We start from the raw sequence: 19514 nt of genomic DNA on the forward strand, positions 1-19514 counted from the left end.
GCGATGGAAAACCTGCTGATCGTCAATGCTGATGATTTTGGCCTGTCTAAGGGGCAGAACTACGGCATTGTTGAAGCCTGCCGACGGGGTGTGGTGACCTCGACCACCGCGCTGGTGAATGGAGAGGCGATAGAGCACGCGGCGCAGCTGAGTCGTGAAGCGCCTGAGCTGGGCGTGGGCATGCACTTTGTGTTGACGCTGGGGAGGCCGCTTTCAGCGATGCCGGGCCTGACGCGTGACGGGCAACTCGGGAAATGGATTTGGGAACTGGCGGAGCAGGACGCGCTGCCGCTCGAAGAGATTGCCCGCGAACTGGACTGTCAGTACAACCGTTTTGTTGACCTCTTTGGTCGCGAACCAACCCATATCGACAGCCATCATCATGTGCATATGATCCCGGCGATTTTTCCGCTCGTTGCGGATTTTGCTCAGCGTAAAGGCGTGGCGATGCGTGTGGATCGCGACGTGCGCGGGTTGCCGGACTTTGCCGTGACAACATCGGAGGGGTTCAGCAGCGCATTTTACGGTGAGGAGATCGACGAAGCGCTGTTCCTGAAGGTACTGGATGATTCCGCAGCCCGGGGGGAACGGTCGCTGGAGGTGATGGCGCATCCTGCGTTTGTCGATAACACCGTCCGTAAGAGCGCCTACTGCTGGCCGCGCCTGGCGGAGCTGGAGGTGCTGACGTCGCCGTCGCTGAAATACGCGATTGCCGAGCGCGGGTATCGGTTGGGGACTTTCGGGGATCTTTAAGACAAAGCCCGGTGGCGGCTTCGCCTTACCGGGCCTACAAAACCAGTCGAAATGTAGGCCGGGTAAGCGCAAGCGCCACCCGGCTTTTTTTACGCCGGTATCTGGTCAATCTTGCTGCTGCGCGACCAGACGCGGTGCGCGGCTAGCAGATCAAACAGCTTCGTCATAAACGCGTCGTCGACGTTATCGCCTTCCACAATCCCGTCTTCACCCTGATCGGCCACGTTCAGGCGCGCTTTAAACTGTCGCGCATCACCGGAAAGGGCGATCGGTTTCAGATGCTTATAGGCTTCAAGCAGATAATAGACCGCGTCACCGTTGCTGAGCAGGCTGGCAATATCGCCGCATGGCACAATCACCGCGTCCACCGTCAGGGATGGCGCACCGGCAAAGGTGGCGGCAACCGGCAGCACTGACCCGTCATCGGCAGTTACTTCACCCATTCGGGAGTAGAGCAGTTTGGCGTGTACGCCTTTGGTTTTCAGTGCCTGCATGATCCCCAGCACGTCGCTGGCGCGGGTTTTGTCGTTAAGCAGGATCGCCACCACCCGGCCTTTAATCGAGCCTCCCGGCACCGCGTACAGGCTGAGCGACGGATCTTTTTTCACCCCGTTGACCTCTTTTGGCGGGGCAAGATTGCGTTGCTCATCCGTCAGCGTAATGCCGAGGTTATCGGCCACGCTCTGGGCGAGTTGAATATCAATGTGTGCCAGCTGATCGACCACGCGCTCGCGGATGTAGGTCCGCACAACCTTGCTCAGTTCAAAGCTGAAGCCGCCGATAATATGCTGCTGCTCAATCGGTGTCTGGCTGTTCCAGAACAGGCGAGGGTGGGCGTAATACTCTCCAAATGACGGGCTGCGCTCGCGGATTTTGTTACCGTCCACACGTTCCTGATACGACTCAAATCCACCCCTTTTCGGGCCAGGAGGCGTTTCGCGCGGCCAGTTATCGTTGATGGAGTTCGGCTCATAGTTGGCCGGGTTGGTATCGATATCCTGACGATGCATCCCGTCGCGCTGGAAATTGTGGTACGGACAGGTGGGGCGGTTAATCGGAATTTCATGGAAGTTCGGCCCGCCCAGTCGGCTGATCTGCGTATCAGTGTAGGAGAACAGTCGCCCCTGCAGCAGCGGATCGTTGGTGAAATCCAGGCCGGGGACGATATGACCGGGATGGAAAGCCGCCTGTTCGTTCTCGGCAAAGAAGTTGTCCGGGTTGCGGTTCAGCACCATTTTGCCCACCAGTTGAACCGGCACCAGCTCCTCAGGGATCAGTTTGGTCGGATCCAGCAGGTCAAAATCGAACTTAAATTCGTCCTCTTCCGGGATCAGCTGTAACCCCAGCTCATATTCCGGGAAGTCGCCCGCTTCAATGGATTCCCACAGCTCGCGGCGATGGAAGTCCGGATCGCGGCCGGTCAGCTTCTGGGCTTCATCCCACACCAGCGAGGCTTTCCCGGCGACCGGTTTCCAGTGGAAACGGACAAACGTCGCTTTGCCCTCGGCGTTGATCATCCGGAAGGTATGAATGCCAAACCCTTCCATGGTGCGATAGCTGCGCGGGATCCCGCGGTCAGACATCGCCCACATCACGTTGTGTAACGTCTCGGGTTGCAGGGAGACATAGTCCCAGAAGGTGTCATGCGCACTTTGTCCCTGCGGTATCGCCCAGTGGGGCTCCGGTTTTACCGCATGGACAAAGTCAGGAAATTTATGCGCATCCTGAATGAAAAAGACTGGGGTGTTATTGCCGACCAGGTCGAAGATACCCTCTTCGGTATAAAACTTGGTGGCAAAGCCGCGAATATCTCGCACGGTATCAGCCGAACCTGCGCCACCCTGCACGGTGGAAAAGCGCACAAATACGGGTGTGATCTTATCCGGGTCTGAAAGGAAGTCAGCTTTGGTGATTTCCTTCAGGCTCTTGTAGGGCTGGAAATAGCCGTGAGCGGCGGAACCGCGCGCGTGCACGATACGCTCCGGGATACGCTCATGGTCAAAGTGGGTAATTTTTTCCCGTAGGATGAAGTCTTCCAGCAGAGTCGGTCCGCGGGATCCCGCGCGCAGGGAATTCTGATCGTCAGCGATGCGCACCCCCTGATTGGTGGTCAACGCATAGCCTTCTCCGCCTTTGCGGTGTGGCTCGAGTGATTTTAGCTTCTCATTGCCGGTGTCCGGTGATTTCATGCTACCGGGCGCGGTGGGCTGCTCGCCAGGGGCTGAGGGGCCCGGTGAAGGGCGATGAGAGCCATCTTCAGGTGCAAGGGAGTCCATACCCGGCTGTGATTCTTCAGTGCCATGAATGGGTGATTGATGTGTGTTATCTTTGTTCGACATTGCACGCTTCTCCTTTATTCATTCCTAAAAAACCCTGTTAACTATAGAACAATGTACGGAAAGGGCAGGCGAACTCAGCTTTTTCAGACACCGCCTTAGTAAAAGAGGCGGTCCACCACACGCAAGGCGCGACGCGTGGGGGCAGGATCGGCTATCATAGAAATTTCCTGCTTTCAGAATGTGCTTTAATGAACCAGTCGCTTATGAAACCTCTTCGTCAACAAAATCGCCAGGTTATTAGCTACGTGCCCCGTGTCGAACCCGCTCCCCCTGAACATGCGCTGAAGGTGGATGGCTATCGCGATGTCTGGCAGTTACGTGGCAAATATGTGGCCTTTGTGCTGATTGGCGAGCATTTCCGTCGTTCTCCGGTGTTTACTGTGCCGGAAGCGGCCCAGCGGTGGGCGGTACAAATTCGACAGGATGAAGAAGTTTGAAAAATAACACGTATAAAAAAACCGCCTGACGGCGGTTTTTTTATTTTCAATGATTAACGGTGCGCCAGCTCGGCGTCCTCTTCACTATCCAGGATGGCTTTGTCGGTCTGCTTCAGCCACTGGCTGGTCAGCGTACCGGCCGTCATTGAGCCGCTCACGTTCAGGGCGGTACGCCCCATATCGATCAGCGGTTCAACGGAGATCAGCAGGGCCACCAGCGTTACCGGCAGGCCCAGCGCAGGCAGAACAATCAGCGCGGCGAAGGTAGCACCGCCGCCCACGCCCGCAACGCCTGCGGAGCTAATGGTGACAATACCGACCAGCGTAGCAATCCAGACCGGATCCAGCGGATTGATCCCAACCGTTGGCGCAACCATCACGGCCAGCATCGCCGGGTAGAGACCCGCACACCCGTTCTGACCAATCGTGGCACCAAAGGAGGCCGAGAAGCTGGCAATAGACTCAGGTACACCCAGGCGACGAGTCTGCGCTTCGACGTTCAGCGGAATAGATGCGGCGCTGGAACGGCTGGTGAAGGCAAAGGTCAGCACCGGCCAGACTTTACGGAAGTATTTCAGCGGGCTTACGCCGTTCACACCCAGCAGAATGCCGTGTACGACAAACATAATGCCCAGACCCAGATAAGAGGCGACAACGAAGCTGCCAAGCTTAATGATGTCCTGCAGGTTAGAGCCAGCAACCACTTTGGTCATCAGCGCCAGAACACCGTAAGGGGTCAGCTGCATCACCAGACGAACCAGCTTCATCACCCAGCTTTGCAGGGTATCAATAGCGGTCAGCACGCGCTCGCCTTTCGGCGCATCGTCTTTCAGCAGCTTCAGTGCCGCCACGCCCAGGAAGGCAGCGAAAATCACCACGCTGATGATGGAAGTTGGGCTGGCGCCTGTCAGGTCAGCAAACGGGTTCTTCGGAATGAAGGAGAGCACCATCTGCGGCACCGTCAGGTCAGCGACTTTACCCACGTAGTTGGTCTGAATTGCGGTCAGACGCGCGGTTTCAGCGGTACCCTGAACCAGACCTTCGGCGGTCAGGCCGAACAGGTTAGTCACCAGCACACCCACCAGCGCAGCAATCAGCGTGGTAAACAGCAGCGTACCGATGGTCAGGAAACTGATTTTACCCAACTGCGTAGCGTTATGCAGACGAGCAACAGCGCTCAGAATAGAGGCAAATACCAGCGGCATGACGATCATCTGCAGCAACTGGACATAGCCGTTACCGACAATATTGAACCACTGAATGGAGTCTTTCAGTATCGGGCTATCGGAGCCGTAGACGGCATGTAAGGCCAGGCCAAACACGACACCCATGACCAGACCCACCAGCACTTTCTTCGCCAGGCTCCACTGTTTGTGACGCGCCTGAGCGAGAAGCAATAGCAATATAACGAACACGACAATGTTCGCGATGAGTGGAAAATTCATCCCCGTTCTCCTGATTTATTATGTGGCCGGTTTTTACCGATCCTGTTGGCGCAAGGTTAGCAGAAGTGTGATGTCGCGCTTATATCCAAATGGAATGGGTTATGACAAATGCGATAATTTTGCTGGTTTACTGTTCAATCTGGTGATGAATAAAGCGATTGAACTGAAATTGCAGCGAATTGATCATCTGAGATGACCAGCGCACTGCACTGTTTTCGGGCAATGTCTGCGGCATCCAGACGGCATAGGCGAACAGAGCCATGCACAACACGCGCTCAAGCTGATTCCCTTTCTGGGGAACGAGAACAGGCAGGCGGAAACGCCAGCGGCAGGGCCACAGTAGCGGCACGCCAGCAGGCGTCAGCATATCGGCGAGAATATGACTCAAATAGCCCAGCACCATGCCCTGAATGGCATCGGCGGGCACTATCCAGCTTTCAGGTACTTTTAAATAGAACAGTGTCAGCAGGGCAAACACGGCCAGCAGGCTGTGCGTAAACCCGCGATGGCCAAACGCACGGGCGATAGGTTTTGAGATCCACTTCAGGCGTTGCCCAAGAAAAGATTTAGGATGGTCGATGTCGGGTAACAGGCAGGTCAGCACGGCAGAAGGAACAATATGCCACCAGTCCCCCTGTGCAAGCACGGGGGTAAGCTCAGCGTTTTTGGCAAATACTGCGCACGCAATGGAAAAAAGCAGGTGGCCTTCCGCCGTCATGATAAAACCCAGGAAACTGTCAATTCATACAGTATAGGGTTTTTATACAGTAGGCGAAAGAGGTGACGGTGTAACTCTTTGTCACAAAGCGGGTCAACGCGCCAGCCAGCCCCCGTCGACGGCCAGGGTATGGCCGTTCACGTAGTCTGAGGCGGCGGAGGCCAAAAACACCACCGGGCCCTGCAGATCTTCCGGTACGCCCCAACGCCCGGCAGGAATGCGGTCAAGGATTTCCTGGCTACGCTGCTCGTCATCACGCAGCTGCTGCGTATTATTGGTCGCCATGTAACCCGGTGCGATAGCGTTGACGTTAATGCCATGCGCCGCCCACTCGTTCGCCAGCAGACGGGTGATCCCCAGCACGCCACTTTTTGAGGCGGTATAAGAGGGCACGCGGATGCCGCCCTGGAAGGAGAGCATTGAGGCGATGTTGATGATTTTCCCACCCTGACCCTGGGCGATAAACTGCTTTGCCACGGCCTGTGAGAGGAAGAAGACGGATTTCAGATTGAGGTCGATCACCTCATCCCAGTCCTTTTCCGTGAACGCCAGCGCATCTTCCCGGCGAATCGTCCCGGCGTTATTGACCAGAATATCGACGCGCCCCATCTCAGCGACGGCACGCTCCACAACGCCCTGAAGACTCGCCTGCTGGCCGAGGTCGGCCCGAATGGCCGTAAACCGTCTGCCGAGCGCCGTCACGCTGGCCGCTGTTTGCTCAGGCGCTTTACGGTTGACGCCCACGATATCGCAGCCCGCCTGTGCCAGCGCGATGGCCATGCCTTGCCCCAGACCGGTATCGCATCCGGTGACGATGGCCACTTTTCCTGAAAGAGTAAAGGTATCCAGTATCATTCGCGCCTCAGAAGCAGGTGATTGTCGTTCTGAAACTTAGAATAGGAGTCGGGCGTGAGAAATGCAACCGAAATGGAACGGTGTTTTATTTTATTTTCAGGCAGCACGAGGCTGCCTGAAACAGAGCGTTTATTCGCCTCGCAGGTGTTGCACCGTCAGGTCAGCCAGGGAGTTTAGCTTCACGTCGGCAAGCGCAAAACGGGGATCGTGTCGGCCCTCTTCAGCAGGAACGACAATGGAACGCATCCGCGAAGCTTTAGAGGCCACCATGCCGTTAACGGAATCTTCCAGCGCCACGCAGGTTAGCGGATCAAGACCGAGCTTAGCGGCACAATCCATATACACCTGGGGATGGGGCTTACTGTAGGGGAGCTTTTCCGCAGAGGCCAGCGCATCGAAACTGTCACGCAGCTCGAACATGGTGAGCACTTTTTCCAGCATGTGCAGCGGGGAGGCGGAGGCCAGTCCCACCTTCAGCCCCTGCGCCTTGCACAGGGCGACAGCTTCACGGACGCCCGGCAGCAGCGGCCTGGACTCTTCCACCAGCGCAATGGCGCGGCTGATAATGCGGGCGGTGACCTCATCGCGATCCGGGCCCACCCATGGCTGATGGGCATACCACAGGTCAACCACCATATCGATACGCAAGCCCAGCGTATCCGGAAGTTCATGGCGGCGGCTGATATCGACGCCGAGGCTGGCCATAACGTCCAGTTCAGCACGATCCCAGAGCGGTTCGGAATCGATCAGTAATCCATCCATGTCAAAAATAGCGGCAAGAATTTGGCGCGGTGTCGACATCACAACGTCTCCTTATTAAGGGTGTACGACAGACGATACGTGCTAAGTACAATCTGCAATTTAGCATATTGCCTTTAAAGATCGGGCGAAAATGACGGTCAGGAGGTAGACTTAGCCACAAATAACGCGTCTTTATGAAGAGGAACTGATGACGTATCAACAAGCTGGACGCATTGCTGTCTTAAAACGGGTTGCTGGCTGGGTGATTTTTATTCCTGCCGTTATTTCTACGCTGATTTCTGTGCTCAAGTTTATGTACGATCACAGCGAAAAACAGCCGGGTATCAATGCGGTCATGCTTGATTTTGCGCATGTCATGATTGAGATGATGCGTTTCAACACGCCATTTTTGAATATCTTCTGGTTCAACTCGCCCACGCCGGACTTTCACCAGCAGCTGAATATCGGGTTTTGGGTGATTTATGCGCTGATTTTTATCGCCATGGCGTTACAGGCGTCAGGCGCACGCATGAGCCGTCAGACCCGTTTTTTACGTGAAGGGGTGGAAGACCAGATGATTCTGGAACAGGCCAAAGGCCCGGAAGGGATGACGCGTGAACAGATCGAGTCCCGCATCGTGGTGCCGCGTCACTCTATCTTCCTGCAAATCTTTCCGCTCTATGTCCTGCCGGTGATCATTATTGTGGCGGGCTACTTCTTTTTCTCACTGCTCGGCTTTTTATAATCACAGGGTGGCCTGAGGCCACCCGTCCTGCCTTCACGCGGCCAGCACGCGCTCAAGCGCCCGCTGTGCGTTCACCAGATGCTCACCCCCAAACAGGATTGCGCGGTTCATCAGGGTATAAAGCTGATACACTGGCTGACGGTCGAGGAAGCCCTGCGGTAAGGGGGAGATTGACTGATAACCGTCATAAATTTGTGGCGGCTGCTCGGGGTGGAGGGGCAACATGGCGAGGTCGCACTCTCTGTCGCCCCAGTAGCAGGCCGGATCGTATATATAAGGCCCATTGGGGCCCAGCGCGCAGTTATCGGACCACAAATCGCCGTGCAGCAAAGAAGGCTGAGGCTGATGAGAGGCCAGGCGCTGCTGTATATGCTCGACGATGGCATCAATGTTGCCAAATTCGAGGCCTTTCTCGGCGGCGAGCTCAAGCTGCCAGCCGATACGCTGCTCGGCAAAAAAGGTCGACCAGCGGCGTTGCCAGGCATTCGGTTGTGGTGTGGTGGAGAGATCGTTATCAAAGTCGAGACCAAACTGCGGCTGGTCGCTCCATTGATGCAGGCGCGCTATCTGCTGTCCCAGAATAAACGCATTGTGGGCATCCAGCGGACGGGCAGGGAGATATTCCATCACCAGAAAGCTGTAGTCGCGGTCGCTGCCCACGGCCAGCACCTCCGGGACGGTGACCGTTTTGCTGCGCGACAACAGTTCCAGCTGATCGGCTTCGGCGGTGAAAATCGGGAGCAACTCTCGCTCGTCGCATTTTACGAAGAGATCGCGCCCTGAGTAGCGTATATGCCATGCGGCGTGGATCTCTCCGCCTGGCAGTTCGTTACGCAGTTCAATTTCACCTTCGCCCAGTTGTTCACGTAAAAGATGACTGATAGCCTGCCACATGATCTCTCTCCCATGTTGTCTGCCAGATCATAAAGTTAGCGCATAACTGCGGTAAAAAAATACGAACTAACGCACACCTGAGCGGTTTACCTTCATGCAGGGCACTTATTGTTCTTTTTTCTGCCAGGTTTCCCAGGTATCCACATCAATTTCGGCAGGTTTATCGGTCACGCTCTCAGCCAGGCTTTCCGCCAGCGCGCGAACCTCCTCTTCGCTGAGGGCGCTTATCAGGCCGAATGCCAGCGTGCCTAAATCATGAATATTGCCTTCTTCATCCGTCAGCGTGAGCAGGAAATTGGCCCGGGTAAAGGCGTTGTTAAGCTCATTCAGCTCGGTCAGCGACGCTTCATGAATGTTGACGGTAACGACGTAGCGGGTGATGTCACCACTGCTCATAATTCACCTCGTTGTTATCATGAAAGTTTTCTTAGCATAGTCGATAGTGTGTGTTTGGCGACTTTGCACTGCATTTCCCCTTCAGCGCGAAGGGGAAAGCGGGTTAATTTCGGGACAGGTAATCGACAATTTTTTGCGTATCGGCCAGCGAACACAGCCGCGTTCCCTGGTTGATGGTTGCCGCGCTACCTGCCGCCACGCCGTAGCGTGTCATCTCAAGCAGCGTCGCGCCCTGCGCCAGTTTTAGCGTCATTGCCCCAACCATGCTGTCGCCTGCGCCTACGGTGCTCTGGCTTTTCATCGGCGGCGGGACAACCTGCACTGACCCCGTTTCATCCACGGCCAGCGCCCCTTGTGGACCAAGAGAGACCACCACGCGCCGCGCTTTACCCGTGCGCACCAGCTCCTGGGCCGCGCTGCGCACATCATCCGGCTGAGTAAGTTCGCGGTTAACCAGCGCGCTCAGCTCTTTCTGGTTTGGTTTGACCAGCTCAAGATTGCCCGGCTCTAACGCTGCCTGCAACGCCTCGCCGCTGCTGTCTACAATACAGCGGATGCCGCGCTGCTGTGCGGCCCGAATGAGCGCCGTCAGCTTTTCTGTACTGACACCGGGTGGCAGACTGCCGCTGATGACCAGTAGTGAACCGCTTTCAATCGTCAGCACTTTCTCTTCAAGCTGACGGAACTCATCGTCGCTCAGTCTGGCGCCTGGCATCACAAAGCGATATTGCTCTCCGCTGGACTCCACGTGCACGTGCAGATTTTGACGTGTCCAGTCTTTGGCCTCGACCGTCTCCACGGCGACCTGTTCATCTGCCAGCAGAGAGACGAGATGTTCTCCGGTGGCACCGCCTGCGGGGAATATCGCCGTGGCTTTCCCACCGAGATGGGTGATGGCGCGTGCCACGTTGATCCCCCCGCCGCCGGGCTCAAACACCGGGGCACTGCAGCGAAGTTTACCTTCCGGGTAAATCTGCGGCGTAAGGGTGGCGGAATCGAGGGAAGGGGAGAGCGTCAGAGTGTAGATAGAAACCATCATTACCTCCTTTTAGCGTGGGTTCCTTTTAGTCTGGCACCATTTGGCAGGAAGGCAATGTAAATAACAGTATGATTTTCAATATGAATAATGACAAAGCGAAGGCTAAGCGATATATAAAATAAAACGCATTTTGGGATCGTTCTTATTCAAAAAATGAAATAAGAAAACATTGCTATGTTATTTGCGGCTTTTTATAATTTGTTACCTTTCTCTGGACGCCTTGTCATTGATCCTCAAGAAAGTTTCCGGGACCGTGTGGTCTCTTTTTTTGTTGTACGGACTCCTTAATAAAATGAAGCTTTTGAAGACAGTGCCCGCTGCACTGATGCTGGCGGGTGGCGTGTTTGCGGCTATGAGCGCAACCGCTGATGATTCCGTTTTTACTGTCATGGACGATCCCACCGCGGCGAAAAAACCTTTTGAAGGTAATTTGAACGCCGGGTACCTGGCGCAATCCGGTAACACGAAAAGCTCCTCTCTGACGGCGGATAGCACGTTGACCTGGTATGGTAACACCACCGCCTGGTCTCTGTGGGGAAACGCCAGCAACACCTCCGCTAACGATGAACGCTCCTCCGAGAAATACGCGGTAGGTGGACGTAGCCGTTACAACATGACTGACTATGACTACCTGTTTGGCCAGGCAAGCTGGCTGACTGACCGCTACAACGGCTATCGTCAACGCGATGTCTTCACCGCAGGTTATGGTCGTCAGTTCCTGAACGGTCCGGTTCATAGCTTCCGCTTCGAATTCGGTCCGGGTGTCCGTTATGACGAGTTCACCGACGGCGATACCAAAACGCAACCGCTCGGCTATGCGTCTGGCACCTACGCCTGGCAGATGACCGACAACACGAAGTTCACCCAGGGTGTTTCTGTGTTTGGCGCCGAGGACACAACGCTGAATTCTGAGACAGCGCTGAATGTGGACATCAACGAACACTTTGGCCTGAAAGTGGCCTATAACGTGACCTGGAACTCTTCGCCTCCAGAGACTGCGCCGGATCATACCGACCGCAGAACCACCGTTTCACTGGGCTATAAGATGTAATGCAGACGGGCCGATTATTTCGGCCCGTTTTTTATTTTCAGAAACTGTGCTGTTTTATATTAAACGCCGTTTTAAAATAATTGGTCCTCAAAAACCTTCTTAATTTCTTCATAATTCATCCTGGCCAGACCGCATTCTGTTTATTTGACACAAATTGATAATAACCAGGCGAGGCAAAAGGATGAACCAGCGTTATACTCAATACACAGGCATTTATTTGCCTTGAGAAGTATTGCATGTCTTCAGAAAGAGAATAATAGTATGAAAAAAATCAAAAATACTGCTGCAGCCATGGTGCTTTCTGCACTTTCGTTTGGTGTATTCGCAGCAGATGATGCCAGTCAGGTTGGAATGACTCGCGCTTCTGACGTTGAAGCCGGGTCAAACATCGCGCCGGGCGCGCCGTCTACCGGTCAATCAATGAATGACGCGTTTGATGTACATAAACTGGTAGCAGGTGAATGGTCCTGACAGGTAATTGTGTACGCCATTATTCCACCTGTATTTCGCCTTGACGAAAAACAGGTGGAATATCGATAACGTGTTTTATTCTGTCCGCCGTTGCGTCAAATTCCCGCTTAGCCCCAAATCATCGCCGCCCAACGCAATAGCAGCATTGCACCGCAGATGGCAATTAAGACCAACACCATTTTCCAGTGTTTGACGGCAAATCGTTTTGTTGGCATAACCTAATCCTTGTCTGTTGATGCCTTCAGTCTATCAAAATACGCGCTGTCGGGGACAGAAGGTTATGCCACATCACCGGTTGGGCTAGAACCAATGAAATCTCTCGGCAAGGATCAACGCTAAACCGGCAGCAGAAAGTATATTCAATATCACTACGGTTCTACTGGATACATTCATGTGATGCCTCATGGCTGTGTCAGGACCTGTTCAAGAATAGCTCAACAATCGGGTATTGCGAGCTCTGGCAGGCGATCGTGCCCTCATACGTTCAAACTGGTCGCAGAGGGTGCATACGCCCTGTCATTAGTGTTACCATTAGAAAGCCTGCCGTAAACCGGCATTATTCTGATTTTGGCAGGTGCAGGATGACGAGCCAATTTGACGATTGTTGGTCAGATGGTGTCGTAATCTCTTGTTAAACTATGATTATTTTCTTTGTATATGCTCTTATGTGTGGGGCATCACTGCAAATAAGGATATAAAATGCCTGTAATTACTCTTCCTGATGGCAGCCAACGCCATTTCGACCACGCCGTTAGCCCAATGGATGTTGCCCTGGACATCGGTCCTGGACTCGCGAAAGCGACCATCGCGGGCCGTGTGAACGGTGAGCTGGTTGATGCATCCGATCTGATCGAAAACGACGCGCAACTCTCTATCATCACCGCAAAAGATGAAGAAGGTCTGGAGATCATTCGTCACTCCTGTGCGCACCTGTTAGGTCATGCCATCAAACAGCTGTGGCCAAACACCAAAATGGCGATCGGCCCGGTTATCGACAACGGCTTCTACTACGACGTTGACCTTGACCACACCCTGACCCAGGAAGATATCGACGCGCTCGAGAAACGTATGCACGAGCTCGCCGAAACCAACTATGACGTCATTAAGAAGAAAGTCAGCTGGCACGAAGCGCGTGAAACCTTCGTGAAGCGTGGCGAGAGCTATAAAGTCTCTATTCTTGATGAGAACATTGCTCATGATGACAAGCCTGGCTTGTATCATCACCAGGAATACATCGACATGTGCCGCGGGCCGCACGTGCCGAACATGCGCTTCTGCCATCACTTCAAACTGATGAAAATTGCTGGCGCCTACTGGCGTGGCGATAGCAACAACAAGATGTTGCAGCGTATTTATGGTACCGCGTGGGCAGATAAAAAAGCCCTGAACGCCTACCTGCAGCGCCTGGAAGAGGCGGCGAAGCGTGACCACCGTAAAATCGGTAAACAGCTTGACCTGTACCATATGCAGGAAGAAGCACCGGGTATGGTCTTCTGGCATAACGACGGCTGGACTATTTTCCGTGAGCTGGAAACCTTCGTACGTTCCAAGCTGAAAGAGTACCAGTATCAGGAAGTGAAAGGTCCGTTCATGATGGACCGTGTGCTGTGGGAAAAAACCGGCCACTGGGACAACTACAAAGATGCGATGTTCACCACCTCTTCTGAGAACCGTGAATACTGCATCAAGCCAATGAACTGCCCGGGCCACGTTCAGATCTTTAACCAGGGTCTGAAATCTTACCGCGATCTGCCGCTGCGTATGGCAGAGTTCGGTAGTTGCCACCGTAACGAGCCATCAGGTGCGCTGCACGGTCTGATGCGTGTTCGTGGCTTTACGCAGGATGATGCGCATATCTTCTGTACTGAAGATCAGGTACGTGATGAAGTTAACGCCTGTATTCGTATGGTCTACGATATGTACAGTACCTTTGGCTTCGAGAAGATCGTGGTCAAACTCTCAACGCGTCCGGAAAAACGTATCGGTAGCGATGAGACCTGGGATCGTGCAGAAGCGGATCTCGCCGTGGCGCTGGAAGAGAACGGAATTCCGTTTGAATACCAGCTGGGTGAGGGCGCCTTCTACGGTCCGAAAATTGAATTTACCCTGTATGACTGTCTCGACAGAGCTTGGCAGTGCGGCACAGTACAGCTGGACTTCTCCCTGCCTCAGCGTTTAAGCGCCTCTTATGTTGGCGAAGACAACGAGCGTCAGGTCCCTGTAATGATTCACCGTGCTATTCTCGGTTCTCTGGAGCGCTTCATTGGCATCCTGACCGAAGAGTTCGCGGGCTTCTTCCCAACCTGGCTTGCGCCGGTGCAGGTAGTGGTCATGAACATTACCGATTCTCAGGCGGATTACGTTAAAGAATTGACGCAGAAACTACAAAATGCGGGCATTCGCGTAAAAGCAGACTTGAGAAATGAGAAGATTGGCTTTAAAATCCGCGAGCACACTTTACGTCGTGTCCCGTATATGTTGGTCTGTGGTGATAAAGAGGTGGAAGCAGGCAAAGTTGCCGTTCGCACCCGCCGTGGTAAAGACCTGGGCAGCCTGGACGTAAGTGAAGTGATTGAGAAGCTGCAACAAGAGATTCGCAGCCGCAGTCTTCAACAACTGGAGGAATAAGGTATTAAAGGCGGAAAACGAGTTCAAACGGCACGTCCGAATCGTATCAATGGCGAGATTCGCGCCCAGGAAGTTCGCTTAACAGGTCTGGAAGGTGAGCAGCTGGGGATTGTGAGTCTGAGAGAAGCAATCGAAAAAGCTGAAGAAGCTGGAGTAGATTTAGTTGAAATCAGCCCTAACGCCGAACCGCCAGTTTGTCGTATCATGGACTACGGCAAGTTCCTTTATGAAAAAAGTAAGTCTTCTAAGGAACAGAAGAAGAAGCAAAAAGTTATCCAGGTTAAGGAAATTAAATTCCGTCCTGGTACCGACGATGGCGATTATCAGGTAAAACTCCGCAGCCTGATTCGCTTTCTGGAAGATGGCGATAAGGCCAAGATCACACTGCGTTTCCGCGGTCGTGAAATGGCCCACCAACAGATTGGTATGGAAGTGCTTAACCGCGTCCGTGACGATCTGAGTGAACTGGCAGTAGTCGAATCCTTCCCTACGAAGATCGAAGGCCGCCAGATGATCATGGTGCTCGCTCCTAAGAAGAAACAGTAAGGCCTTCAAGCAGCAAAATCTGTGGAGCCTTCGGGCCTCATAGGTTTTGCTCGCCTATGTTTCGTTTATTTAACAATGCGAAGTGGAAGTTATTAAAATGCCAAAAATTAAGACCGTACGCGGTGCTGCTAAGCGCTTCAAAAAAACCGGTAAAGGTGGTTTTAAGCACAAGCACGCTAACCTGCGTCACATTCTGACTAAGAAAGCTACCAAGCGTAAACGTCACCTGCGTCCAAAAGCCATGGTTTCTAAAGGCGATCTGGGCCTGGTTATCGCGTGCCTGCCGTACGCATAAGTCGTTAACGTTTAACTTTTTTAACTTAGAATAGATACAGGAGAGCACACATGGCTCGCGTAAAACGTGGTGTAATTGCACGTGCACGTCACAAGAAAATTTTGAAACAAGCTAAAGGCTACTACGGTGCGCGTTCACGCGTATACCGCGTTGCCTTCCAGGCTGTTATCAAAGCAGGTCAGTACGCTTACCGTGACCGTCGTCAGCGTAAGCGTCAGTTCCGTCAACTGTGGATTGCGCGTATCAACGCAGCAGCACGTCAGAACGGTATTTCTTACAGCAAATTCATCAACGGCCTGAAAAAAGCCTCTGTTGAAATCGACCGTAAGATCCTGGCTGACATCGCAGTATTCGACAAAGTCGCGTTCACCGCGCTGGTCGAAAAAGCGAAAGCAGCACTGGCATAAGCCAGTTGAGAGAGGGGGCCTGGCTCCCTCTTTTCATATACCCGTCATACTTCAAGTTGTACCTGCGTTGGCTGCGTTCGTTCCGAATTATTTAGGGTATAACCTTATCAGAAGATTGACTTTTATCCGTGCAGGCTTTTCAATAAGGTCTTAACGGTTTTTACCACACAAGGTAACGCAAGCATGAATGCTGCTATTTTCCGCTTCTTCTTTTACTTTAGCACCTGACTTCAGGAGGCTAGCGCGTGAAAGATGAAACGAAAAACAGCGCCAGATAAGCCTCCCGATGGAGGCTTTTTTTGTGCCTGAATTTGAGAGAATACGTCCACCAAATCGGTGTCTGTACCGACATAATGAGGAAAATCATGTCACATCTCGCAGAGCTGGTTGCCAGTGCAACAGCCGCCATTAATCAGGCCTCAGATGTTGCCGCGTTAGACAATGTCCGCGTCGAATATTTGGGTAAGAAAGGGCATCTGACCCTTCAAATGACTACCCTGCGTGAGTTGCCGCCGGAAGAGCGCCCGGCAGCCGGTGCGGTGATAAACGAAGCCAAAGAGCAGGTGCAACAGGCTCTGAACGCGCGTAAAGCGGCGCTGGAAAGTGCCGTGCTGAATGCGCGTCTGGCGGCAGAGACGATCGATGTTTCTCTGCCTGGGCGCCGTATCGAAAACGGTGGCCTGCATCCGGTGACCCGCACCATCGATCGTATTGAAAGTTTCTTCGGTGAGCTCGGCTTTACCGTGGCGACTGGCCCGGAAATCGAAGATGATTACCATAACTTCGACGCTCTGAACATTCCAGGCCATCATCCGGCACGTGCTGACCACGACACTTTCTGGTTCGACGCCACCCGTCTGCTGCGTACTCAGACCTCCGGCGTACAGATCCGTACCATGAAGGAGCAGGAACCCCCGATCCGTATCATTGCACCGGGCCGCGTCTACCGTAACGATTACGATCAGACCCACACCCCAATGTTCCACCAGATGGAAGGGCTGATCGTTGATAAAAACATCAGCTTCACCAACCTGAAAGGCACGCTGCACGACTTCCTGAACAACTTCTTTGAGGAAGATCTGCAGGTTCGTTTCCGTCCGTCCTATTTCCCGTTCACCGAACCGTCTGCGGAAGTGGACGTGATGGGCAAAAACGGCAAATGGCTGGAAGTGCTGGGCTGCGGCATGGTGCATCCTAACGTACTGCGCAACGTGGGTATCGACCCGGAAGTTTACTCCGGCTTTGCGTTTGGGATGGGCATGGAGCGTCTGACCATGCTGCGTTATGGCGTGACCGATTTGCGTGCATTCTTCGAAAACGATCTGCGTTTCCTCAAACAGTTTAAATAAGGGCAGGACAGAACAATGAAATTCAGTGAACTGTGGTTACGCGAATGGGTAAACACCACGCTGGACAGCGAAGCGCTTTCCAACCAGATCACCATGGCGGGTCTGGAAGTTGACGGTGTAGAGCCGGTTTCTGGCGCCTTCACCGGCGTGGTCGTGGGCGAAGTGGTTGAATGCGGTCAGCATCCTAACGCTGACAAATTGCGCGTCACCAAAGTTAATGTGGGTGGCGATCGTCTGCTGGATATCGTCTGCGGCGCGCCAAACTGCCGTCAGGGTCTGAAAGTGGCCGTGGCGACTGTCGGCGCGGTGCTGCCGGGCGATTTCAAAATTAAAGCGGCCAAACTGCGCGGCGAGCCGTCTGAAGGCATGCTGTGCTCGTTCTCCGAGCTGGGTATTTCCGACGATCACAACGGCATTATTGAACTGCCGCTGGATGCGCCAATCGGCACCGATATCCGCGAATACCTGAAGCTCGATGACAACACCATCGAAATCAGCGTGACGCCAAACCGTGCGGACTGCTTAGGGATTATCGGCGTGGCTCGCGATGTTGCGGTGCTGAACCAGACCGAACTGAACGCGCCGGAGATTGTCCCGGTTGCTGCTACCATCAGCGACGTCCTGCCTATTCAGGTAGACGCGCCTGAAGCCTGCCCACGCTACCTCGGTCGTGTGGTGAAAGGTATCAACGTCAAAGCGCCGACCCCGCTGTGGATGAAAGAAAAACTGCGTCGCTGCGGTATCCGTTCTATTGATGCGGTTGTTGACGTGACCAACTATGTTCTGCTGGAACTGGGCCAGCCAATGCACGCGTTCGATAAAGATCGTATCGACGGTGGGATTATCGTGCGTATGGCAAAAGAGGGTGAAACCCTGGTTCTGCTGGACGGCAGCGAAGCAAAACTGAATGCCGACACGCTGGTGATTGCCGATCACGGCAAGGCGCTGGCGATGGGCGGGATCTTCGGTGGCGAACACTCTGGCGTGAACGATGAAACGCAAAACGTTCTGCTGGAATGTGCCTTCTTCAGCCCGCTCTCTATTACCGGTCGTGCGCGTCGTCATGGTCTGCACACCGATGCCTCTCACCGCTACGAGCGCGGCGTTGACCCGGCGCTGCAGTACAAAGCGATGGAACGTGCGACCCGTCTGCTGATCGACATCTGCGGCGGCGAAGCGGGCCCGGTTATTGATGTAACCGACGAAGACACGCTGCCGAAGCGCGCGACCATTACCCTGCGTCGCAGCAAGCTGGATCGCCTGATTGGCCACCACGTTGCCGATGCACAGGTCACCGATATTCTGAAGCGTCTGGGTTGCGACGTGACGGAAGGGCAGGACGAGTGGAAAGCCGTTGCGCCGTCATGGCGTTTCGACATGGAGATTGAAGAAGATCTGGTGGAAGAAGTGGCCCGCGTCTACGGCTACAACAACATCCCTGACGAGCCGGTACAGGCCGGTCTGGTGATGGGCTCCCACCGTGAAGCCGATCTCTCCCTGAAGCGTGTGAAAACCATGCTGAACGACAAAGGTTATCAGGAAGTGATCACCTACAGCTTTGTCGATCCTAAGCTGCAGCAGCTGATCCATCCAGGCCAGGAAGCGCTGATCCTGCCAAGCCCGATCTCCAGCGAGATGTCGGCAATGCGCCTGTCTCTGTGGACCGGCCTGCTGGGCACGATTGTCTACAACCAGAATCGTCAGCAAAACCGTGTGCGAATTTTCGAAAGCGGTTTGCGCTTTGTGCCGGATAATCAGGCAAATTTAGGCATCCGTCAGGATCTCATGCTGGCTGGCGCCATCAGCGGTAATCGCTATGAAGAGCACTGGGACCTGGCAAAAGGCACGGTTGATTTCTACGATATGAAGGGCGATCTGGAAGCGATTCTCGATCTGACCGGTAAATTATCTGAAATTGAATTCCGTGCAGAAGCCATTCCGGCACTCCATCCGGGCCAAAGTGCGGCTATCTATTTAGCGGGCAAACGCATTGGTTTTATTGGTGTTGTTCATCCTGAGCTGGAACGTAAACTGGACCTGAACGGCCGTACCATCGTGTTTGAGCTGGAATGGAGTCCGGTTGCAGACCGCGTGATCCCACAGGCGCAGGACGTCTCTCGCTTCCCGGCAAACCGCCGTGATATCGCGGTTGTGGTCGCTGAAAACGTGCCTGCAGCAGATATTTTGGCCGAGTGTAAGAAAGTTGGCGTAAATCAGGTAGTTGGCGTAAACTTATTTGACGTGTACCGCGGCAAGGGCGTAGCAGAAGGTTTCAAGAGCCTCGCTATCAGCCTTATCCTTCAGGATACCAGCCGTACACTCGAAGAAGAGGAGATTGCCGCTACCGTCGCCAAATGTGTAGAGGCATTAAAAGAGCGATTCCAGGCATCATTGAGGGATTGAAC

22 protein-coding genes and 1 other annotated feature are annotated in these 19514 nt (G+C 53.9%); of the genes, 12 read left to right on the plus strand and 10 right to left on the minus strand.

From position 1 onward, the window contains the following. The first annotated feature begins 3 nt into the window (after positions 1–3). Positions 4–753: a chitin disaccharide deacetylase gene (gene chbG, locus AC2FAK_RS07245; RefSeq protein WP_058651487.1), complete on the plus strand. Its 750-nt coding sequence runs from the start codon at positions 4–6 to the stop codon at positions 751–753. Between the two features lie 89 nt (positions 754–842). Here chbG and katE read toward each other — a convergent pair whose 3' ends face one another. Then, on the minus strand, positions 843–3092 hold the full coding sequence (gene katE, locus AC2FAK_RS07250; RefSeq protein ID WP_038979915.1) for a catalase HPII: 2250 nt from the start codon (positions 3090–3092) through the stop codon (positions 843–845). Between the two features lie 188 nt (positions 3093–3280). Here katE and cedA point away from each other — a divergent pair, with 188 nt between their 5' ends. Further along, on the plus strand, positions 3281–3529 hold the full coding sequence (gene cedA / locus AC2FAK_RS07255; protein WP_071829998.1) for a cell division activator CedA: 249 nt from the start codon (positions 3281–3283) through the stop codon (positions 3527–3529). Between the two features lie 53 nt (positions 3530–3582). Here the strand turns inward: cedA and tcyP are convergent, their stop codons facing one another. From tcyP to hxpB, 4 genes are all read right to left on the minus strand, one after another. Then, positions 3583–4974: a cystine/sulfocysteine:cation symporter gene (gene tcyP, locus AC2FAK_RS07260; RefSeq protein WP_020688372.1), complete on the minus strand. Its 1392-nt coding sequence runs from the start codon at positions 4972–4974 to the stop codon at positions 3583–3585. Positions 4975–5101: 127 nt separating this feature from the next. Next, on the minus strand, positions 5102–5692 hold the full coding sequence (locus AC2FAK_RS07265) for a metal-dependent hydrolase (RefSeq protein WP_013097014.1): 591 nt from the start codon (positions 5690–5692) through the stop codon (positions 5102–5104). A gap of 93 nt (positions 5693–5785) precedes the next feature. Continuing rightward, positions 5786–6547 carry a 2-dehydro-3-deoxy-D-gluconate 5-dehydrogenase KduD gene (kduD, locus tag AC2FAK_RS07270; protein ID WP_029882011.1) on the minus strand — a complete coding sequence of 254 codons (762 nt, stop codon included), beginning with the start codon at positions 6545–6547 and terminating at the stop codon, positions 5786–5788. 129 nt (positions 6548–6676) lie between these two features. Beyond that, positions 6677–7348, minus strand: a complete 672-nt coding sequence (hxpB, locus tag AC2FAK_RS07275) for a hexitol phosphatase HxpB (RefSeq protein WP_095454831.1) — start codon at positions 7346–7348, stop codon at positions 6677–6679. A gap of 148 nt (positions 7349–7496) precedes the next feature. On the opposite strand from hxpB, the gene AC2FAK_RS07280 reads away from it, so the two are divergent. Then, entirely contained in the window at positions 7497–8033 is a 537-nt protein-coding gene (locus tag AC2FAK_RS07280) for a YniB family protein (protein WP_013097011.1), read from the plus strand. 33 nt (positions 8034–8066) lie between these two features. Here the strand turns inward: AC2FAK_RS07280 and AC2FAK_RS07285 are convergent, their stop codons facing one another. The 3 genes from AC2FAK_RS07285 to pfkB form a co-directional block, all read right to left on the minus strand. Beyond that, positions 8067–8927, minus strand: coding sequence for a fructosamine kinase family protein (locus AC2FAK_RS07285; protein WP_013097010.1), 861 nt, complete (start codon positions 8925–8927; stop codon positions 8067–8069). Between the two features lie 105 nt (positions 8928–9032). After that, positions 9033–9323 carry a type V toxin-antitoxin system endoribonuclease antitoxin GhoS gene (gene ghoS / locus AC2FAK_RS07290; protein ID WP_013097009.1) on the minus strand — a complete coding sequence of 97 codons (291 nt, stop codon included), beginning with the start codon at positions 9321–9323 and terminating at the stop codon, positions 9033–9035. Between the two features lie 103 nt (positions 9324–9426). Then, positions 9427–10359, minus strand: coding sequence for a 6-phosphofructokinase II (gene pfkB / locus AC2FAK_RS07295; RefSeq protein ID WP_020688369.1), 933 nt, complete (start codon positions 10357–10359; stop codon positions 9427–9429). 295 nt (positions 10360–10654) lie between these two features. Here pfkB and AC2FAK_RS07300 point away from each other — a divergent pair, with 295 nt between their 5' ends. Together AC2FAK_RS07300 and AC2FAK_RS07305 are read left to right on the plus strand one after the other, a co-directional pair. Further along, the gene (locus tag AC2FAK_RS07300; RefSeq protein ID WP_013097007.1) at positions 10655–11413 is read left to right on the plus strand and encodes a DUF481 domain-containing protein; all 759 of its coding nucleotides are present in this window, start codon (positions 10655–10657) and stop codon (positions 11411–11413) included. Between the two features lie 261 nt (positions 11414–11674). Beyond that, entirely contained in the window at positions 11675–11884 is a 210-nt protein-coding gene (locus AC2FAK_RS07305; RefSeq protein ID WP_013097006.1) for a hypothetical protein, read from the plus strand. A gap of 107 nt (positions 11885–11991) precedes the next feature. On the opposite strand, the gene yniD is transcribed toward AC2FAK_RS07305, so the two are convergent. Together yniD and yncL are read right to left on the minus strand one after the other, a co-directional pair. Next, positions 11992–12099, minus strand: coding sequence for a small membrane protein YniD (gene yniD / locus AC2FAK_RS07310; RefSeq protein ID WP_008500658.1), 108 nt, complete (start codon positions 12097–12099; stop codon positions 11992–11994). An 85-nt stretch (positions 12100–12184) separates the two neighbouring features. Beyond that, complete coding sequence (gene yncL / locus AC2FAK_RS07315; RefSeq protein ID WP_071829997.1) at positions 12185–12289, minus strand: stress response membrane protein YncL; 105 nt, start codon at positions 12287–12289, stop codon at positions 12185–12187. A 294-nt stretch (positions 12290–12583) separates the two neighbouring features. Here yncL and thrS point away from each other — a divergent pair, with 294 nt between their 5' ends. The 7 genes from thrS (at position 12584) to pheT (ending at position 19512) form a co-directional block, all read left to right on the plus strand. Further along, positions 12584–14512: a threonine--tRNA ligase gene (thrS, locus tag AC2FAK_RS07320; RefSeq protein WP_013097005.1), complete on the plus strand. Its 1929-nt coding sequence runs from the start codon at positions 12584–12586 to the stop codon at positions 14510–14512. Positions 14513–14515: 3 nt separating this feature from the next. After that, entirely contained in the window at positions 14516–15058 is a 543-nt protein-coding gene (gene infC / locus AC2FAK_RS07325; RefSeq protein WP_023616141.1) for a translation initiation factor IF-3, read from the plus strand. 97 nt (positions 15059–15155) lie between these two features. After that, positions 15156–15353 (plus strand): 50S ribosomal protein L35, encoded by a 198-nt coding sequence (gene rpmI, locus AC2FAK_RS07330; protein ID WP_001124225.1) that lies wholly within the window; start codon positions 15156–15158, stop codon positions 15351–15353. Between the two features lie 50 nt (positions 15354–15403). Then, on the plus strand, positions 15404–15760 hold the full coding sequence (gene rplT / locus AC2FAK_RS07335) for a 50S ribosomal protein L20 (RefSeq protein WP_000124850.1): 357 nt from the start codon (positions 15404–15406) through the stop codon (positions 15758–15760). 178 nt (positions 15761–15938) lie between these two features. Then, positions 15939–16063: a sequence feature (Phe leader region), on the plus strand. After that, positions 15944–15988, plus strand: coding sequence for a pheST operon leader peptide PheM (gene pheM / locus AC2FAK_RS07340; RefSeq protein WP_001386830.1), 45 nt, complete (start codon positions 15944–15946; stop codon positions 15986–15988). Its footprint overlaps the feature before it by 45 nt. 62 nt (positions 16064–16125) lie before the next feature. Beyond that, positions 16126–17109 (plus strand): phenylalanine--tRNA ligase subunit alpha, encoded by a 984-nt coding sequence (gene pheS, locus AC2FAK_RS07345; RefSeq protein WP_013097003.1) that lies wholly within the window; start codon positions 16126–16128, stop codon positions 17107–17109. 15 nt (positions 17110–17124) lie between these two features. Continuing rightward, positions 17125–19512, plus strand: coding sequence for a phenylalanine--tRNA ligase subunit beta (gene pheT, locus AC2FAK_RS07350; protein WP_095454830.1), 2388 nt, complete (start codon positions 17125–17127; stop codon positions 19510–19512). The last annotated feature ends 2 nt before the right edge of the window (positions 19513–19514 follow it).

The sequence above is a fragment of the Enterobacter cloacae complex sp. 394F7 genome (genome assembly GCF_057320385.1).

What these genes read in the sequence shown, in the direction of transcription:
- chbG (WP_058651487.1), top strand. Translation starts at nt 4, where the DNA reads ATGGAAAACCTGCTGATCGTCAATGCTGATGATTTTGGCCTGTCTAAG.
- katE (WP_038979915.1), bottom strand. Translation starts at nt 3,092, where the DNA reads ATGTCGAACAAAGATAACACACATCAATCACCCATTCATGGCACTGAA.
- cedA (WP_071829998.1), top strand. Translation starts at nt 3,281, where the DNA reads ATGAACCAGTCGCTTATGAAACCTCTTCGTCAACAAAATCGCCAGGTT.
- tcyP (WP_020688372.1), bottom strand. Translation starts at nt 4,974, where the DNA reads ATGAATTTTCCACTCATCGCGAACATTGTCGTGTTCGTTATATTGCTA.
- AC2FAK_RS07265 (WP_013097014.1), bottom strand. Translation starts at nt 5,692, where the DNA reads ATGACGGCGGAAGGCCACCTGCTTTTTTCCATTGCGTGCGCAGTATTT.
- kduD (WP_029882011.1), bottom strand. Translation starts at nt 6,547, where the DNA reads ATGATACTGGATACCTTTACTCTTTCAGGAAAAGTGGCCATCGTCACC.
- hxpB (WP_095454831.1), bottom strand. Translation starts at nt 7,348, where the DNA reads ATGTCGACACCGCGCCAAATTCTTGCCGCTATTTTTGACATGGATGGA.
- AC2FAK_RS07280 (WP_013097011.1), top strand. Translation starts at nt 7,497, where the DNA reads ATGACGTATCAACAAGCTGGACGCATTGCTGTCTTAAAACGGGTTGCT.
- AC2FAK_RS07285 (WP_013097010.1), bottom strand. Translation starts at nt 8,927, where the DNA reads ATGTGGCAGGCTATCAGTCATCTTTTACGTGAACAACTGGGCGAAGGT.
- ghoS (WP_013097009.1), bottom strand. Translation starts at nt 9,323, where the DNA reads ATGAGCAGTGGTGACATCACCCGCTACGTCGTTACCGTCAACATTCAT.
- pfkB (WP_020688369.1), bottom strand. Translation starts at nt 10,359, where the DNA reads ATGGTTTCTATCTACACTCTGACGCTCTCCCCTTCCCTCGATTCCGCC.
- AC2FAK_RS07300 (WP_013097007.1), top strand. Translation starts at nt 10,655, where the DNA reads ATGAAGCTTTTGAAGACAGTGCCCGCTGCACTGATGCTGGCGGGTGGC.
- AC2FAK_RS07305 (WP_013097006.1), top strand. Translation starts at nt 11,675, where the DNA reads ATGAAAAAAATCAAAAATACTGCTGCAGCCATGGTGCTTTCTGCACTT.
- yniD (WP_008500658.1), bottom strand. Translation starts at nt 12,099, where the DNA reads ATGCCAACAAAACGATTTGCCGTCAAACACTGGAAAATGGTGTTGGTC.
- yncL (WP_071829997.1), bottom strand. Translation starts at nt 12,289, where the DNA reads ATGAGGCATCACATGAATGTATCCAGTAGAACCGTAGTGATATTGAAT.
- thrS (WP_013097005.1), top strand. Translation starts at nt 12,584, where the DNA reads ATGCCTGTAATTACTCTTCCTGATGGCAGCCAACGCCATTTCGACCAC.
- rpmI (WP_001124225.1), top strand. Translation starts at nt 15,156, where the DNA reads ATGCCAAAAATTAAGACCGTACGCGGTGCTGCTAAGCGCTTCAAAAAA.
- rplT (WP_000124850.1), top strand. Translation starts at nt 15,404, where the DNA reads ATGGCTCGCGTAAAACGTGGTGTAATTGCACGTGCACGTCACAAGAAA.
- pheS (WP_013097003.1), top strand. Translation starts at nt 16,126, where the DNA reads ATGTCACATCTCGCAGAGCTGGTTGCCAGTGCAACAGCCGCCATTAAT.
- pheT (WP_095454830.1), top strand. Translation starts at nt 17,125, where the DNA reads ATGAAATTCAGTGAACTGTGGTTACGCGAATGGGTAAACACCACGCTG.